This is a genomic window from Tersicoccus mangrovi (assembly GCF_036881825.1).
Taxonomy (GTDB): Bacteria; Actinomycetota; Actinomycetes; order Actinomycetales; family Micrococcaceae; genus Tersicoccus; species Tersicoccus mangrovi.
Window position 1 is genome coordinate 95695 of record NZ_JBAJMW010000010.1, and the last position, 16843, is coordinate 112537.

Here is a 16843-nt window from a genome sequence, read left to right on the forward strand (position 1 = left end):
GCTGAATGTTCGACTTCTTTGACATGATCCTGACGCCGTTCCGGTGGATCGTGTCGGTGATCCTGATCGGCTTCCACGAGGCGTTCAACTTCATCGGCATCCCCGACTCCTCGGGCTGGAACTGGACGCTGTCGATCATCGGCCTCGTCATCGTCATCCGCGGCGCCCTGATCCCCTTGTTCGTCAAGCAGATCAAGGCCCAGCGCGGGATGCAGGAACTGCAGCCCGAACTGCTCGCCCTGCAGAAGAAGTACAAGGGCAAGACCGACCAGCTCTCCCGCCAGGCCATGGCGCAGGAGCAAATGGCGCTCTACAAGAAGCACGGCACCAACCCGTTCTCCGCGTGCCTGCCGCTCATCGTGCAGATGCCCTTCTTCTTCTCCCTCTTCACCGTGCTCAACGGCATCGGCCACGCGGCGCAGAACCGCAGCCACGTCGGGGCGCTGAACCCGGAGCAGGTCTCGCAGTTCAACGAGGCGAGCATCTTCGGCGCGCCGCTGTCCTCGACCTTCCTGAACAACGGCGGCAACGCGACCGTCATCGTGCTCAGCGTGATCATGATCCTGGCGATGACGGCGTCGCAGTTCATCACGCAGCGGCAGATCATGGCGAAGAACATGTCCGAGCAGGCGCTGGCCAGCCCCTTCATGCGCCAGCAGCGCATGCTGATGTACATCCTGCCGCTCGTCTTCGCCGTCGGCGGTATCAACTTCCCGATCGGCGTGCTCATCTACTGGACGGCCACGAACGTCTGGACCATGGCGCAGCAGTTCGTCGTCATCCGCAACATGCCCACGCCCGGCTCGCCCGCACACCGCGCGTGGCAGGAGCGCCAGCGGGCGCGCGGCAAGCTCGAGCCCACCAAGAAGACCACCGGTGCGACGGTCGCGACGGCCGAGGCGCAGACTCAGCCTCGGGTCCAGCAGCGCGTCCAGCCGCAGCGCAAGAACAGGAGAAAGCGATGAACGCCGACAGCGTGACGGAGCCGCAGGCCCCCTCGGCCCCCGACGCCGGTTCGACGGACGCCGTCGACGAGACCACCGCCTCGGATGCGGTCTCGACGGACGACGCCGCGGAGTCCTCCTCCGAGCAGGGCGGCTCGTCGACGCGCCGCCGTCTCGAGGAGGAGGGCGACGTCGCCGCCGACTACCTCGAGGAGCTGCTCGACATCGCCGACATCGACGGCGACATCGACATCGAGGTCCGCGGCGGCCGCACCCACCTCTCGATCGTCAGCGACGGGGACAACGCGCCGCTCGAGGCGCTCGTGGGGCGCGACGGCGCGGTGCTGGACGCTCTCCAGGAGCTCGTCCGCCTCGCCGTCCTCGCCTCGACCGACACCCGCAGCCGCCTCGTGCTGGACATCAACGGTTACCGCGGTGACCGCGCGTCCGTGCTGCAGCGCCTCGCCGAGGAGGCCGTGACCCGCGCCAAGGACAGCCACGAGCCCGTCGCGCTCAAGCCGATGAGCGCGTACGAGCGCAAGATCGTGCACGACGCGATCGCGGACCTCGGCATGGTCAGCGAGTCCGAGGGCGAGGGCGCCTCCCGCCACGTCGTGGTGTCGCTGCCCGAGCAGTGACCGGATCGACCGAGCGGCATCCCGCTCCCGCCAGCTCGACGTCCGACCCGGCGTCCGCGACGGGCACTCCTCCGACGCCCACGGCGGACGAGGCACGGGCGGCCGAGCAGGTCTTCGGGTCGCGGGTCGATCTCGCCCAGCGCTACGTGGAGCATCTCGCCACGTCGGGTATCGAGCGCGGTCTGCTCGGGCCCCGCGAGGTTCCCCGCCTGTGGGAACGGCACGTGCTCAACTGCGCCGTCATCGGGGAACTGATCCCCTTCGGCGTCCATGTCGCCGACGTCGGCAGCGGTGCCGGGCTGCCCGGCCTCGCCCTGGCCATTGCCCGGCCGGACCTGCGGATCGAGCTGATCGAACCGCTCGAGCGGCGGGTGCAGTGGCTCGGCGAGGTCATCGAGGACCTGGGACTGGAGCAGGTGCGCGTGCATCGCGACCGGGCCGAGAACGTCGCCGGCTCGATCGACGTCGACGTCGTCACCTCCCGGGCCGTCTCCGCCTTGAGCACGCTCGTGCCCTGGAGCATGCCGCTCCTGCACGGATCCGGCCGGATGCTCGCGATCAAGGGACGCAGCGCCGCCGACGAGATCGCCAAGGCCGAGAAGGCCATCCGCCGAGCCGGCGGAGTGGATCCGCGTGTCCTCACTGCGGGGCAGGATCTGCTCCCGGTACCGACGACGGTGGTCGCCATCGACGCCGCTCCCTCCCGGGACCGATCGACCGCAGCGCGACGATGAGCTTCGGCGTCCCTGGGGCCTGTCCGCGGTCCCGTTAGTCTGGAAGCCGACCGCAACGAGGAGAGCGAGCACGTGAGCAGTACCGAGTCGGGGCAGCGCGTCCCCACCTTCGCGTCGTTGAGTTCGTTCCTCACCGGCCGTCGCCAGGCAGCCGATCGCCCTTCCGAGCAGAGGACCCGCGTGCAGAATCCGGACACCACTCCGCCGACGACGGAACCGACACCGGTGGACACGGACGTGACCGACACGTCGGCGGCCGAGGACGCGGCAGTGGATGACACGGTCTCGACGGACGCGCGGCCGGCGACGGCGGCCCCTGCGGTCACGGAGCGGGTCGACTCCGACGAGCTGGCCGCCCAGCCGGCTGAGGCGCCGACGCCCGACCCGGCCGACGTGCACACGGAGCCTTCTGTGGCCGAGGCGTCTTCCGATTCCTCGGCCACCGAGTCCGATGACGCCGAGCCTGTTGTCGCTGCTGAGGCCGACGACGCTCCCGCCGCGCCGACCGCGGTCGGAGTGGCGTCTGCCGAGAAGGCCGCGGCGGTCTCCGCGTCGGCGTCAGGTCCGCTGGCCGCGGCGGACGAGAGCACACCGCTGGCGCGGCAGCTCACGAACGAGAACCGGCGACGCGAACGGCTCAAGGCCAAGGACATCAAGCGTCCGCCGGCCACGCGGTACCTGACGGTCAGCAACCAGAAGGGCGGCGTCGGCAAGACGACCACCGCGGTGAACATCGCGGCGGCTCTCGCGCGTGCCGGATTGAACGTCCTCGTCGTCGACATCGACCCGCAGGGCAACGCCTCCACCGCGCTCGGCATCCCGCACTCGGCGGACGTGGACAGCATCTACGACGTGCTGCTCGACGACGTCCCCCTGGCCGATGTCCTCGTCCCCTGCCCCGACATCGAGAACCTGCTGTGCGCGCCGGCGACGATCCACCTGGCCGGCGCCGAGATCGAGCTCGTGTCCCTGGTGGCACGCGAGCAGCGACTGCGCCGTGCGCTGGAACAGTACGAGACGCACCGTGCGGACACCGGACAGGAGCGCCTCGACTACGTCATCATCGACTGCCCTCCGAGCCTCGGCCTGCTCACGGTCAACGCCTTCGTCGCCGCGCGCGAGGTCGTGATCCCCATCCAGTGCGAGTACTACGCGCTCGAGGGGCTGAGCCAGCTGCTCAACAACATCTCGATGATCCAGAAGCACCTGAACGCGAGTCTGAAGGTCTCCACGATCCTCCTGACGATGTACGACGGGCGTACCAACCTCGCGGCGCAGGTGGCGGCGGAGGTGCGCGAGCACTTCCCCAGCCAGGTGCTCGACGCCGTCATCCCGCGCTCGGTGCGGATCTCCGAGGCGCCGAGCTACCAGCAGACGGTCATCACCTACGACCCTTCCTCCTCGGGAGCACTCTCGTACCAGGAAGCCGCCACGGAGATCAACGAACGGTCCGCGGCGGTCTGACGGCCCGTCGGTCCCCCGCACGCGGCGGACTTCTCGTCCGCACAGTGCCGTCGTCGTCTGGATGCGTTCTCAATCGATCGGCGTTGATTCGATCGGCTTGTCGGGGTGATCGGTGCGCGGCATGCGTGCTGCGATCCACCCGGCGGAGGGCTGCGCCGAACACTAGACTGAGTCGGTACGTTTCAGGGCGGCAGGACAGGACGGCACACATGGCGGAACGGCGACGAGGCCTCGGACGCGGACTGGGCGCTCTCATTCCCTCGGCACCCCAACAGGACGAGCGCAAGGCCCCGGCGGTCCCTGAGTCCGGCGAGGCCGCGGTGAGGGACAGTGCGGTGACCGTCGCTCCCGCGACGCCCGAGATCCCTCAGCAGAAGACCGGTGTCGATGAGATGACGGTGTCGACGTCGACATCGCAGGACCGGACCAGCGGGACCAGCGGGTCGGCGGGACCCACGGAGACGCCGACAGCGTCCGCACGGACGAGCACCGGTGCAGGAGCGGGAGCGGACGATGCAGCGTCCCGCGCCACCGCGGTTGACGACTCCGCTGTCAAGGATTCACGCAAGGCCGGGCGGTCCTCGGCCGCGCCGGACCAGGACGCGGATCGTGCCGTCCCTCCCCGATCGGGCGGCAGGAGTTCGTCGACGCGGCCCAAGCGCCCGGTCGATGTCTTCTTCGACGGCGCGCCGTCCCAGGCGGCGGACTCGTCGGACGATTCCGGGTCCAGCACGAGCGAGGGACGGACGTCGACGCCGAGGAATCGTTCCGGCCGGCGTTCGGTGTCGGCCGAGGCGATGGAGAACGCGCTGGCTCGAGGAAGCCGGGCCGGGCGTTCGCTCGGACCTCGCAACGTTGCGCCGGCACCGAGCGGAGACTCGGAGACGTCGGCCGAGGCCGTTGCAGACGAGACGGATGCCGCCCCGTCCGTCGAAGCCGGACAACAGAAGGACGCCGTCGAGATTTCCACACCTGTGGACAATGTCGGGGGGAGCATCCGGGACGCGTCCGCCGAGGTTTCACGTGAAACCCTCGTCGAGGTGCCGGGGGCGGTGTTCGCCGAGATTGCCGTGACAGACATACAGCCGAACCCGCGACAGCCCCGGTCGGTGTTCGACGAGGATGAGATGGGCGAACTCGTGCACTCGATCCGCACGATCGGCGTGCTCCAGCCGATCGTCGTGCGTCGTCGATCGGCTGGCTCGGGCTACGAGCTGGTGATGGGTGAGCGTCGCTGGCGGGCTACCCAGCGAGCTGGCCTGGACACCATCCCGGCGATCGTACGCACGACCGACGACACCGACATGCTTCGCGACGCGCTGCTCGAGAATCTGCACCGTAGTCAACTGAACCCGCTTGAAGAAGCCGCTGCTTATCAGCAGCTGCTCGACGACTTCGCTGCCACGCACGACGAGCTGGCGAGCCGGATCGGCCGTTCGCGTCCGCAGATCTCCAACACGCTTCGGTTGCTGCAGCTGCCCCCTCTCGTGCAGCGACGTGTCGCCGCCGGCGTGTTGTCAGCGGGCCATGCCCGCGCACTGCTCTCGCTGGCAGACGCCGCGGAGATCGAGAAGCTCGCTCAGCGGATCGTTTCGGAAGGGATGTCCGTACGCGCGACCGAGGAGGCGGTGGCGTTGTCCGACGGCCTCAAGCGGTCGCCGCGGTCCGCGACACCGCGCAATTCCGTTCGCCACGAACGGCTCGACTATCTGGCGACGTCGCTGTCGGACTACTTCGACACGAGCGTGAAGGTAAGCCTGGGCGCGCGCAAGGGGAAGGTCAGCATCGAGTTCGGAAGTGTTGAGGATCTGAACCGCATCATCGACATGATCAGTCCGGACGTCAGGCAGTAACGGCCGCCTTCGCCAGAGGAGCCCCTGTTTCACGTGAAACAGGGGCTCCTTCGCTTTCCCAGGGCGTCAGTCAGTCGGATTTCGGGAGTCTATGCGTTACACCGTCTTGGTCTCCCCACGGCATCGTGTATTCGTCAACAGCGCGGACGTCGTCAGTGAGACGTTCTGACTGGCGTCGTACATCTTCGATGCTTAGGTGATGCTTGGTCTGTGCAGAAATGTGCGGCCGTGTTTCACGTGAAACGGTCGCCGCTCATGGTGATGACATCGTCGCCGTCCCGACTCGTGAAAGACAGACCATCCTGGACTCGCTCAAATCCGCCCTGAGTTCGTAAGCGCCTAACTGCGGACTTCACACGGGAGCGTTGCGAATCCAGCACACCGCTGCGGGAAAGCATGCGAGGGTGCGTGCCCGGATGTGTGCGATGGGTGCGATGGTGAGCTTGCGCATCTCATCGTGCCCGGATGGACGGTCCGGAGGCGCCATGCCACCGCTTCAGACGTCGATAGCGGCCGTCGGAGGGTCGATCTGTTGAGTAAATGGCGTCAGTGCGGACCGGTGGATCCGTCGTCAGCTCAGGTGGGGTCCATGGTGTCGTGATGTCGTGTGCGCGGACGGGTGGTGAACGACTGTTCATCCGCGCACGGGCTGGGATCATGGCCCGACGGTAACGGCAGCGCTGTCGTTACCGGTCGGTGCATCAGTCTCGTCGATGTTTCACGTGAAACCGCATCGAGTGTGGCGCGGTCAGGCGCATGATGGCTCGACGAATCGGCAGCGATGAATGAGTGTCGAGGACGTGTCGGTGCGCCACTGGAGGCTCAGGTGCACGGTGGATGAGCGATGACGTGCGCTCATGGGTTGTGTCCGTTTACACCTATTCGGCAGGCCCGTCTAGCGGGCATCCAGTGCCGTGCGCGAGTTCGTTCGGGCGCGCTAGGACGGTGTTGACCGGATTATCGCCTTGGAGCTCCTGGTGATGTGGGTGTCGGTCGCCAGAACGGTACAAACTGTCGAGGTCGAGCTGAGATGACTGCTTCCGTGACAAAGAGGCGTCTGTTCGCTCGCTGATTCGGACATCCCGTCGTTGGCGCCGTCGCAGGAAGCGAAACGATATGCGTGAACCCGACGTGAGGGTCACCGCGATTCCGGGGCTGGTGGTTTCACGTGGAACCAGCGCTTTATGTACGAGCACTCAGTCGCCACGGCTGAAGCGTGCAAACTCGAGGGCGGGAGGCCGCGATCTGACGCTCGCTCTGCCTACTCGTTCACGAACGATGGCCTGGCCTGTCGAGTGGGACTTCCGGTATCCCTCACCACTCCGGGCTGCTCACTACTCGAGGTGAAGGTCAGTCGAGCGGGGACCGATAGCCGTGGCCTCCTCTACAGCCAGCGAGGTGGACGAACGCAGAAGCATGACGCATCGCCAGGGCGCATCAGCGGCAGCCGTATTCGGATTGACGCGGTATCGCGGTTTCACGTGAAACCGGAATCCACGGCTGTGCGGACCCCTGTGGATTTCACCGCCGCAGGGTCATGAACGAACTCGCCCGATTGATATCACCCCAGACGGCGCTCGATGCGCGCCGAACTGGAGAACACAACGCTGCCAACGAAGGCCGCCATGGCGATCCTCCAGTCCAGATGGAAGCACTGGCCCACCTATGAAGTTTCATTCAAGCGCGACGGAGCGACGACGCTCGTCAGCGCGAAGCAGAACGACGCCGTGCCCTACCCCATGGACATCTCGTAGACCCTGCCCAGCGCCGAACAACCAGGTGATGGCTGGTAAAGCGATACTCGTTGACCTCACGAGGGTAGAAGACGAGGAGGCGGAGCCCAATGGACTCCGCCCCTCTATCGCCGAATCGTGTCAGCGTTCGGTCGCTGTGCAGCTGGTCAGCCGAGGAACTCGGCGAACGCCTGCTCGAAATGCTGCTTCGGCCGCGCACCGATGCTGGTCGCGGCGACGTCGCCGTCCTTGAAGACGTAGACCGCGGGGATCGAGGTGATCCCGTACTTCGAGGCCACGCCCGGGTTGTCGTCGACGTTGATCTTCACGACATCGACCTTGTCCCGGTGCTCCTCGGCGATCTGATCCAGGATCGGGGACAGCATGCGACAAGGTCCGCACCACTCGGCCCAGAAGTCGACGATGACAGGCTTCTCGGCCTGCAGGACGTCGCTCTGGAAACTGCTGTCGGTGACCTCTTTGGCGTTGCTCATGGTGCCTCCTCGTGTGGACATCACGTCGATCGCCGCCGGCTCCGTTCGCTCAGTCGGTCGATCACGTTCTGATACATGAACGGTGCCGGCGTCCGCGGTATTCCAGCAGCGCACGGGTCACCACGTCGAGGGCCGAACTCAGCGTCCGTGAAGCCGTCCATCATGCCCGTGACGGTTGGATCGAGCCGCTCAGTTCAGCGCGATCTCGCTGATCCTGACGCCGTACGGGTATTGCCCGCCGTTGATCCGCGGCAGTTCGGTGAAGTTGACGATCAGGTACTTGCCCGCGGGGGTACCACCGGGAAGCGGGACCGACACCTGGGGAGAGGTGAAGCTTCCCTGGGCGACCTGCCGTGCTCCGTCGATGGTCGGCTGGTCGTTGACCATGATCTGGAAGCTGCCTCCCTGACCACCCTGCTGGGTGATGTCCACGCGAGACACCTTGGCGGGCTGCTGCAGGGCGCACACGAGAGCGAGGTTGTCCGCCAGACCGGCGAAGTTGGCGCTCGAGTAGGTCGAGCTGAACCAGTCGGTCGTGTCGTTGCCGTCGTAGAGGCGGGGCAACAGCCGATCGAGCGAGGCGATGTCCGGGTACTGGTTGTTCTTCATCTCCCGCACGACGCCGATGATGCGCGGGGGCGCAGAGGGCGCCGCCGGAGCACTCGACGCGCCCGACGCCTTCGGCGACGCGGCTGCCGCGGAAGAGGCCGTGGTCTGAGGAGTGGACTGAGCCGCGGGCGTCCCGCCTCCGGTGAGGTTGCCCAACTGGGTGTAGACGAAGAAGACGCCCACCAGGATCAGGGCCACCACGAGGATGCCGACCAGCGCGCGGGAGAAGCGCGGATCGTTCTCGCGGTCGTCGTCCTCCAGGTCGTCGTCCTCATCACGCCGGTCGTACCGATCGCGTCCACGGCCACCGGCCCCCACGGCACCGGCCGCAGCCGCCTCGTCGTCCCAGTCGTCGTCGCCGTGACGACGGTCGCGCAGGTCCTCGTCGTCGCGCAGATCGTCGTCGAGGTCGGCCTGGTCGTCGAGGTCGTGTTCGGCGGCCGCCGGCTCGTCACCGTACTGGCTCTCGTCGTCGTACCCGGGCTCGTCCCACGTGCCGTTGCCGTCGCGGTAGTCCTCGTCACCGTACTCATCCTCGTACCCACGCTCGCGACCCTCGATCCGGTCGAAGGAGGTGGTGTCGACGGCGTCGGCGGTGTCGTGGCGTGCGGTCTCCGGTGCCGCTGTCCGGCCACGGGAGGCGAGGGCACCGGCGGCAGCGCCCACGGCTGCGCCCGCGCCGAAGCGACCCAGACCCCAGCGACTTCGTCCGCGCGCCGGCGCAGCGTCCTGATCGGTGTCCTCGGCCTCGTCGCCGGTGGCGAAGTCCTCGTGGAGGATCTCCGACTCGAGCTGGCGATCGTCCGCGTCCTTGGCTGCCTCGGGACGGTACCCGCTGATGGGACGACTCTCGGTCGGGGGGGCCTCGGGGGTGGCGACCCAGGCGCCGCGCTCGACGTCGAAGGGCCGGGCGTCGTCGTCCTCGGCGGTCGGAGCCTCCTCCTCGGCGAGCAGCACGTCGAGCAGCTCGGCGGCCGAGGCGCGGTTGGTCACGAGGTACGGGTGGCCGTGATTGCGGCCGAGATCGAGCACCTGGAGGGGATCGCTGCGCTCACCGACGGCCACCTGCCGGGCGTGGTGGACCATGTCGTCGCCGTGATCCTCGGACGGGACCAGGATCGAGACCTTGCGACTGAGGATCTGGTCGACGCCGTCGAAGACATAGTCCGCGTCGGCCGACACGAGTACCTGTCCGGTGACCTTGTAGCGGCCGCCGAGCATGGAGCCGACGTCGACAGGCTGCGTCACGGAGTTTCCCGCTTCCTCTCGGTGGGCGGCGGGACCGGCCGGACCCACCGATCAGTCGATGATCGTCTCGATCCTACCGAAGCGCGGGCGGGGGAGCCGGGTGCGGCACGGCGAGCCCTGCGACCGCGGTGATCGCGGTCAGCGACGGCGCAGCCGACCGAGGACCGGGTCGAGGAAGCTGCCGAGTTCCCGCACACGCAGGACCCGCAGCATCACCAGGTACACCGCGAGCATCACCAGGCCCGTCACGGCGATGGTCACGGCCGCGGTCAGCAGGTTGTGCCACGGGAAGCCCCCCACGGCGAAGCCACCGGCCAGGTGCAGCAGGGCGCCACCCACGAGTGCCGAGACGAGGGCGCCGATGCTCATCTTCAGGTGCGCGTCGAGGATCCGGGCACCGTCGTAGTCGCCCTCCAGCCGCCGTTTGATCAGGGGATGGGTGATGATGACGGCGAGGATGTTCTGGACGGTGTAGCTCAGGGCCAGCGCGAAGATCAGCCGGCTCGCCGGCAGCACACCCGCGTGGTAGGCCACCTGGATGCCCACGGCCGCCGCGATCCCGAAGACCGCGAGCCCGCACTGGATGAAGAACGGCGTGCGGGCGTCCTCCTCTGCGTAGAAGACGCGGCCCATCAGGTAGGCGATGCTGAAGAACGGGGCGCCGACGGCGAGCAGCACCACGGTCTGCCCCATGATCGCGCCGTCGGACGGCCGGCCACCGGCGAACAGCATGCCGAGCGGACCGGCGAGGACCAGCAGCGCGGCCGCCCCGAACACCGTCGCCACGGCCGTCGTCCGCAGGCCCCGGGACAGCGCGGCGCGCACCGCGACGACATCCTCCGTGGCGGCCGCGGCGGACATTCGGTTGAACAGCACGGTCGCGATCGAGAGGGCGACGATCGCGTGCGGCAACGTGTAGATCATGCTCGCCGTGTCGAGGACGCCCTGACCGGCGATGTTGTCCCCGACGCGTTTCGCGCCCGACGCGATCGAGGCGGTCGGGTACGTCGCGAACAGGAACACCCCGTTGCTGACGATCATGGTGAGGATGGTCCAACCGGCCACGCGGCCCGTCGCCCGCAGGCCGATGCCACGCCACCCGAACCGGGGACGCAGCCCCAGGCCGAGCCGGTGCAGCGGCCTGATCAGCAGCAGGGTCTGGCACACCACGCCGAGCGTCGAGCTGCCCGCCAGGATCGCCGTCTGCGCCGGTGTCCAGGTGGCCACCGTGTGCGGCGTCGCCACCCCGTTGCGCCCCATGACGAGCACGAACACGACGAGGCCGGCGATGGCGACGACGTTGTTCACGGCCGGCGCCCACATGTACCAGCCGAACCGGCCGTGCGCGTTGAGGATCTGCCCGAGGGTCGCGTAGAGGCCGTAGAAGAAGATCTGGGGCAGGCACCACAGCGCGAACGAGATGCCCAGGTTCAACTGGTCGGAGGACCAGCCCTGCGTCGTCAGGTGCATCAGCAGGCCCGCGCCGAGGGTGACCAGGACGGTCAGGGCGGCGAGCAACAGCACGATCAGCGTCACGAGACGGCTGGTGAAGTCCGCGCCGCCGTCGGGTTGCCGGCTGGCCCGGATGATCTGCGGCACGAGGACCGCGTTGAACACCCCGGCGGCAAGCATGACGTAGACGAGGTTGGGCAGGTTGTTCGCCGCCGAGAACGTGTCGTACAGCGCGGACGTGGCGCTCAGCGCATAGCCGAGGGCGATGACCTTGAGGAACCCGAGGACGCGTGAGACCAGGGTGCCGGCCGCCATGATGGCGCTCGAGCGGGCGCCGGTCGACGGTGTGGGCGGGTTCTCCGCCGCGGGTACCACGGTGGTCTCTGCAGTGTTCTCTCCGGCGGAGGAGAAGGCGCGCTCTTCGGTGGACATCGTCGTCATCGTCTCAGGTCCGGCGGCACGGGGCCGATCCGACATGCTCAGTCCCGGTCGTCTGAGAGGAAGCCGCGGGCCAGGTCGACGATGCGGCGTTCGTTCGGGAACGACAGGCGGGCCGCCAGGTCGGCCAGTGGCACCCACGCGACGTCGACGGCCTCGTGGTCGGGGTCGTTCTCGATCGTCAGGTCCCCGCCGGTCGCCCGCAGCAGGAAGTGGTGCACCGTCTTGTGGACGCGGTGGCCCGTGACGGTGAACCAGTAGTCGATGCTGCCCAGCGGTGCGATGATCTGCCCCTCGATGCCGGTCTCCTCCGCGATCTCGCGGGTCGCGGCCTCCTGGGCGCTCTCCTCGTTCTCCGGATGACCCTTCGGCAGGCACCACTCCAGACGCCCGCCGCGGTTGATCCGCGCGATGATGGCCACCCGCCGGCCGTCGTCCTCCAGGTCGACGACGACGCCGCCGGCGGACACCTCCTCGACCGTCGGGAGCGCGGCGGAAACGAACAGGGAGTTCCGTTTCGGCGCGCTCGGGACGGGATGGGCCATGCCTCCCACTGTAACGAGGATCGCATCCGGGCCTGAACCCACCGGGCCGGGTCCCCGGCCGGTTTCACGGTGGTGACGGCGGCGCACGGGAGTGCCGCGGTCTGGCACCCTTGAAGGACTATGGCGCAGCTGATCGACGCGGACCGGATCGACCCGGTCGTCCTGGAACTCGGTGACCTCTTCCGGTCGGCGGGGCACGAACTCTCCCTCGTGGGCGGCCCCGTGCGGGACCTCTTCCTCGACCGCTCCTCGCCGGACCTGGACTTCACCACCGACGCCCGGCCCGACGACGTCGTCGCCCTGATCAAGCCGTGGGCCGACGCCTGGTGGGAGATCGGCCGTGACTTCGGCACCATCGCGATGCGCCGCCGCGGTCTCACCCTCGAGGTCACCACCTACCGGGCCGAGGCGTACGACCCGGACTCCCGCAAGCCGATCGTCGCCTTCGGCTCCTCCCTGACCGAGGACCTCGGCCGCCGCGACTTCACGATCAACGCCATGGCGCTGCGGTTGCCGGACCTCGAGCTCGTCGACCCGTTCGGCGGCGTCCGCGACCTGCACGAACGCCGGTTGCGCACGCCCGGCAGCCCCGAGTCCTCCTTCACCGACGACCCGCTGCGCATGATGCGGGCCGCCCGCTTCGCCTCCCAGCTCGCGGTGACCGTCGACGACGACGTGCAGGCCGCCATGAGCGCGATGGCCGACCGGATCGGCATCGTCTCCGCCGAGCGCGTCCGCGAGGAACTCGTGCGCCTCGTCCGCGGCCGCGACCCCCGGGCGGGCATCGACCTGCTCGTCTCGACCGGGATCGCCGACCGGATCCTGCCCGAGATCAGCGCCCTGCGCCTGGAGACCGACGAGCACCACCGACACAAGGACGTGTACGAGCACTCCCTGACCGTGCTCGAGCAGGCGATCGAGCTGGAGACGGGCCCCGACGGCCCGGTGCCCGGCCCCGACTTCGTGCTTCGGTTCGCGGCGCTCATGCACGACGTCGGCAAGCCGGCGACCCGGCGGTTCGAGGCCGGAGGCGCCGTGAGTTTCCGGCACCACGACGTCGTCGGCGCCAAGTTGACGGCCAGGCGGATGAAGGCGCTGCGGTTCGACAACGACACCATCAAGGCGGTCGCCCACCTGGTGGAACTGCACATGCGGTTCTACGGGTACGGCGACGCCGGGTGGACCGACTCCGCCGTGCGCCGCTACGTCACCGACGCCGGCGACAGCCTCGAGCGGCTGCACCGCCTGACCCGGTCGGACGTCACCACCCGCAACCGGCGCAAGGCCGAGCGGCTCGCCTTCGCGTACGACGACCTCGAGCAGCGCATCGCGGACCTGGCCGAGCAGGAGGAACTCGCGGCGATCCGCCCCGATCTGGACGGCACAGCCATCATGCGCATCCTCGACATCCCGCCCGGACCCGTCGTCGGCCGCGCCTACCAGTACCTCCTCGGCGTGCGCATGGACGAGGGGCCCCTTCCCGCCGAGGCGGTGGAGCGCATGCTGCGCGCCTGGTGGGACGAGCACCGCGACGAATTCTCGACGCAGAAGAGGAGCGAAAAGGAATAGCGCTCCGTCTATTGCTTCTCTCGCGACGAATGCCGTACTGTCTATTTCGGTGAATCTGTGAATGATCTCACCGGCCGGTGACCGTCCGATGTCCCGGTCGTTCCCGCCACGTCGATGCCGAAGGAGGCAGCCAGGTGATGATGTCCCGTCGTATTCTCCCGACCGCGACTGCTGATTGCCGGCGTGGCGTCTTTTCCGACGCCCGCTGAGGGGTCGGAGCCACGGCTCGTCTCCGCCGCGTTGACCGACTGTGTGCGCGCCCGTCCTGACGGGCACTAGGCTGCAGTTGCGCTGATTGCGTGGCCCTGAAGGCCTGTAGCGACGACCTTGAGGGTGGTCTTGCCTTCCATGCGGCACGTCGTATATGTCGATTCGTGCATGTTTCCGCATGCCTAGCAGTCCTCCACACCGGTGAGCGTTCTTACTTGAGCGTTGGCACCCGCGGACGACGCGCATGAATTCTCGGCATCGTCGAGCGACATTCGGTCGCGCTGTTTCTTGATTGTTCATTCGACGATCCGTCGCGCCCTTCTTTACCAGGATCGGGCGCTTTCCTCTCCCCTTTCTTCTGTCTCCGGCCGTCGGTCACGGGGCTATTCCGTGCTGCCCGCAGCAGGGCAGTGCCGTGCCCCTGTCGCGCGACGCACCGTGTGCCCTGCGCTGGGGAGATCCGTGCCCGAGAGGAGGACACGATGCACACGCTTGCTCGACTGCTCCGTCGGCTGCACCGTCGGCTGCTCACGGCTCCGGCCGCCCCGGCGGTGGACCCGCGGCCGACGCGCCCGGTGGATGAGCTCCACCCGCTGCACCGGATGCAGATCCGGTGACTGCCGTAGTCTCGAACCGAAGCCGTCCGGTCGGCCCCGCACCCCGTCGTGCCGGGCCGACCGGGCGTCGTCCGTCCCCGCCCGGGGCCGGGACCGGGCCGAGAGGACGTGATGACCGCGCAGCGCACCCCCGGTCCGGCGCATCCGACGGCCGGCCGGCCCACGGCCGGGACCCGTCCGGGCCGGCTCCGCGTGATGCGCATCGTCACGCCCACCCGGGCGGACCCGGTGCTGCGCCGGCTCACCGCAAGCATCGGCGGCGCCCTCGGGCGGCACGCCGCCCCCGGCCTCGTCGCTCCCGGGTTCTTCACGATCGAGCGGGTCCTGGTGCTCCTGACGGTCGTCGCGGCGGTTCTCTCCGTCGTCGTCAAGCAGTACTGCCGCGTCAACGGGTGGCACACGCCGGACCACTTCTACGCGGCCTGCTACTCGGACTGGGGCGAGCTGTTCCACACCCGCGGACTCGACACCGGCGTCATCCCCTTCATCACGCCCGGTCAGCGGTTCGAGTACCCCGTCCTGCTCGGCGCTCTCGCCGGCCTGACCGCGCTGCTGGTCCCCGGCAGCGGTGCCTCCGTGGCGCGCAGCACCGCGTACTTCGACATCAACGCCGTCCTCGTCGCGGCGACGTGGATCGTCGCGGTCGTGGCGACCGCCCGGATGAGCCACCGCCGGCCCTGGGACGCCGCGATGCTCGCCGTGGCCCCCGCCGTCATCCTCTCCGCGACCATCAACTGGGACTTCTGGGCGGTGATGCTCGCCGCCCTGGCGATGCTCGCCTTCGCCCGGGAGAGACCCGTGCTCGCGGGCGTGCTCATCGGGCTGGGCACGGCCGTCAAGCTCTACCCCCTCCTGTTGCTCGGACCGATCCTCGTCCTCGCGGTGCGCTCCGGGAAGTGGCGGCCGGTGGCCCTCACCGCACTCGCCACGGCCGTCAGCTGGCTGGCCGTGAACCTGCCGCTCATGCTGACCGACTACGCGGGCTGGCGGTACTTCCTCGACTTCACCCGCGACCGGCCGGCCGGCTTCTCCTCCGTCTGGTACGTGCAGGAGGTGATGGCGGACCGGTTCCACCTGACCCCGCTGCCGGTCGACACCATCAACACGCTGAGCACCGGGCTCTTCGTGCTGTGCTGCCTCGCCGTCGCGCTGCTCGGCCTCACCAGCACGCGCCGGCCCCGGATGGCCCAGCTGGCGTTCCTCGTGGTGACCGCATTCGTGCTGACCAACAAGGTGTACTCCCCGCAGTACGTGCTGTGGCTGGTGCCCCTGCTCGCCCTCGCCCGCCCGCGCTGGCGCAGCTTCCTCGTGTGGCAGGTCATCGAGGTGCTGCACTGGGCGGCGACGTGGCTCTACCTCGGGCAGCTGACGTCCGGCGGCAACGCCCAGCACAACATCGACAAGCTCTACTACTCGCTCGCCGTGATCGCCCACATGGTCGCGCTGATCTACCTGATGGCCGCCGTCGTGCGGGAGATCCTCCGTCCCGACCTCGACGTCGTGCGCGACCAGGGCATCGACGACCCGCAGGGTGGCCCGTTCAACGGAGCCGCCGACGTCCTGCCGTGGATCACCGTTCGACGTCGTCCCCGCCCGGCGACGATGGGTTCCACGCGCGCCGTCAGGGACACAGGAGACCCACAGCCCCGTCTGTGAGCCGACCCAACTCCGGGACCTGGAATGGAGACACCAGCCCAGCAGAACCCGGAGGACGTCATGTCAGAGCACGCAGGCCGCACCGGCACCGCCGACCCGCGGCCCCTCATCCGCTACGCGCACACCCCGTCGATGGTCGCCGCCAACGGGATGGTCGAGCCGGGCGCGGCCGATGCCACCCGCACGCGCGTCGGCACGACCGCTGCCGCCGGGCGGCCCCGCCCGCGTCGACTCTGGCGCCGACTCGGCGCGGCCGCACTGCTGACGGCGACCCTCGCCACCGGTAGCGCGCTCCCGGCGCAGGCCGCGGCCTCCGACGCCGCCCGGAACGCCGCTTCCTCCACCTCCGTCGCCCATCCCCAGGTGGCCACGCTGACGGCCCCGATCCAGCTGGTCCGCTCCTCGACCTCCCTGCCGCCACGCAAGGGACGGGGGTGATCCATCGACGCCTTCCCTTCCTCCCTGAGTGATCACGATCGGCGCACCGCCTTGTCCCGGCGGTGCGCCGATCGGCGTCCCGGGACGAGGCGCCGCGACGGTCACGGACCGTCCCGCCCCTAGGTGTTGTGGGTCCTGACGTTGCCGACAGTGGGGCGGGGATGAGGAAACGGGCTCCTGGTCGGCACGATGGGAGGTGCT

14 protein-coding genes are annotated in these 16843 nt (G+C 68.7%); 10 read left to right on the forward strand and 4 right to left on the reverse strand.

Features of this window, described 5'->3' with window-relative positions:
* The first annotated feature begins 5 nt into the window (after window positions 1-5).
* From yidC to V6N00_RS16415, 6 genes are all read left to right on the forward strand, one after another.
* Entirely contained in the window at window positions 6-965 is a 960-nt protein-coding gene (yidC, locus tag V6N00_RS16390; protein ID WP_334234046.1) for a membrane protein insertase YidC, read from the forward strand.
* Window positions 962-1582, forward strand: coding sequence for a Jag family protein (locus tag V6N00_RS16395; RefSeq protein ID WP_334234048.1), 621 nt, complete (start codon window positions 962-964; stop codon window positions 1580-1582). Before yidC ends, V6N00_RS16395 begins: the two co-directional genes overlap by 4 nt.
* Entirely contained in the window at window positions 1579-2316 is a 738-nt protein-coding gene (rsmG, locus tag V6N00_RS16400; RefSeq protein ID WP_334234050.1) for a 16S rRNA (guanine(527)-N(7))-methyltransferase RsmG, read from the forward strand. The genes V6N00_RS16395 and rsmG overlap by 4 nt, the downstream gene beginning before the upstream one ends.
* 567 nt (window positions 2317-2883) lie before the next feature.
* The gene (locus tag V6N00_RS16405) at window positions 2884-3780 is read left to right on the forward strand and encodes a ParA family protein (RefSeq protein WP_334234083.1); all 897 of its coding nucleotides are present in this window, start codon (window positions 2884-2886) and stop codon (window positions 3778-3780) included.
* A 335-nt stretch (window positions 3781-4115) separates the two neighbouring features.
* Window positions 4116-5633 (forward strand): ParB/RepB/Spo0J family partition protein, encoded by a 1518-nt coding sequence (locus V6N00_RS16410; protein ID WP_334234052.1) that lies wholly within the window; start codon window positions 4116-4118, stop codon window positions 5631-5633.
* Between the two features lie 1625 nt (window positions 5634-7258).
* Entirely contained in the window at window positions 7259-7387 is a 129-nt protein-coding gene (locus tag V6N00_RS16415) for a hypothetical protein (protein ID WP_334234054.1), read from the forward strand.
* A gap of 146 nt (window positions 7388-7533) precedes the next feature.
* Here V6N00_RS16415 and trxA read toward each other — a convergent pair whose 3' ends face one another.
* The 4 genes from trxA to V6N00_RS16435 form a co-directional block, all read right to left on the reverse strand.
* Window positions 7534-7860: a thioredoxin gene (trxA, locus tag V6N00_RS16420; protein ID WP_334234056.1), complete on the reverse strand. Its 327-nt coding sequence runs from the start codon at window positions 7858-7860 to the stop codon at window positions 7534-7536.
* A 189-nt stretch (window positions 7861-8049) separates the two neighbouring features.
* The gene (locus V6N00_RS16425) at window positions 8050-9717 is read right to left on the reverse strand and encodes a hypothetical protein (protein WP_334234058.1); all 1668 of its coding nucleotides are present in this window, start codon (window positions 9715-9717) and stop codon (window positions 8050-8052) included.
* Window positions 9718-9855: 138 nt separating this feature from the next.
* Window positions 9856-11601 carry a murein biosynthesis integral membrane protein MurJ gene (gene murJ, locus V6N00_RS16430; protein ID WP_334234060.1) on the reverse strand — a complete coding sequence of 582 codons (1746 nt, stop codon included), beginning with the start codon at window positions 11599-11601 and terminating at the stop codon, window positions 9856-9858.
* Between the two features lie 47 nt (window positions 11602-11648).
* Window positions 11649-12152 carry an NUDIX hydrolase gene (locus tag V6N00_RS16435; RefSeq protein ID WP_334234062.1) on the reverse strand — a complete coding sequence of 168 codons (504 nt, stop codon included), beginning with the start codon at window positions 12150-12152 and terminating at the stop codon, window positions 11649-11651.
* 120 nt (window positions 12153-12272) lie between these two features.
* Between V6N00_RS16435 and V6N00_RS16440 the strand changes: the two genes are divergently transcribed.
* From V6N00_RS16440 to V6N00_RS16455, 4 genes are all read left to right on the forward strand, one after another.
* Window positions 12273-13721: a CCA tRNA nucleotidyltransferase gene (locus V6N00_RS16440; RefSeq protein WP_334234064.1), complete on the forward strand. Its 1449-nt coding sequence runs from the start codon at window positions 12273-12275 to the stop codon at window positions 13719-13721.
* 692 nt (window positions 13722-14413) lie between these two features.
* The gene (locus tag V6N00_RS16445; protein ID WP_334234065.1) at window positions 14414-14548 is read left to right on the forward strand and encodes a hypothetical protein; all 135 of its coding nucleotides are present in this window, start codon (window positions 14414-14416) and stop codon (window positions 14546-14548) included.
* A 111-nt stretch (window positions 14549-14659) separates the two neighbouring features.
* Entirely contained in the window at window positions 14660-16204 is a 1545-nt protein-coding gene (locus tag V6N00_RS16450; RefSeq protein WP_334234067.1) for a glycosyltransferase family 87 protein, read from the forward strand.
* 60 nt (window positions 16205-16264) lie between these two features.
* Window positions 16265-16642: a hypothetical protein gene (locus V6N00_RS16455; protein WP_334234069.1), complete on the forward strand. Its 378-nt coding sequence runs from the start codon at window positions 16265-16267 to the stop codon at window positions 16640-16642.
* Window positions 16643-16843 lie beyond the last annotated feature (201 nt).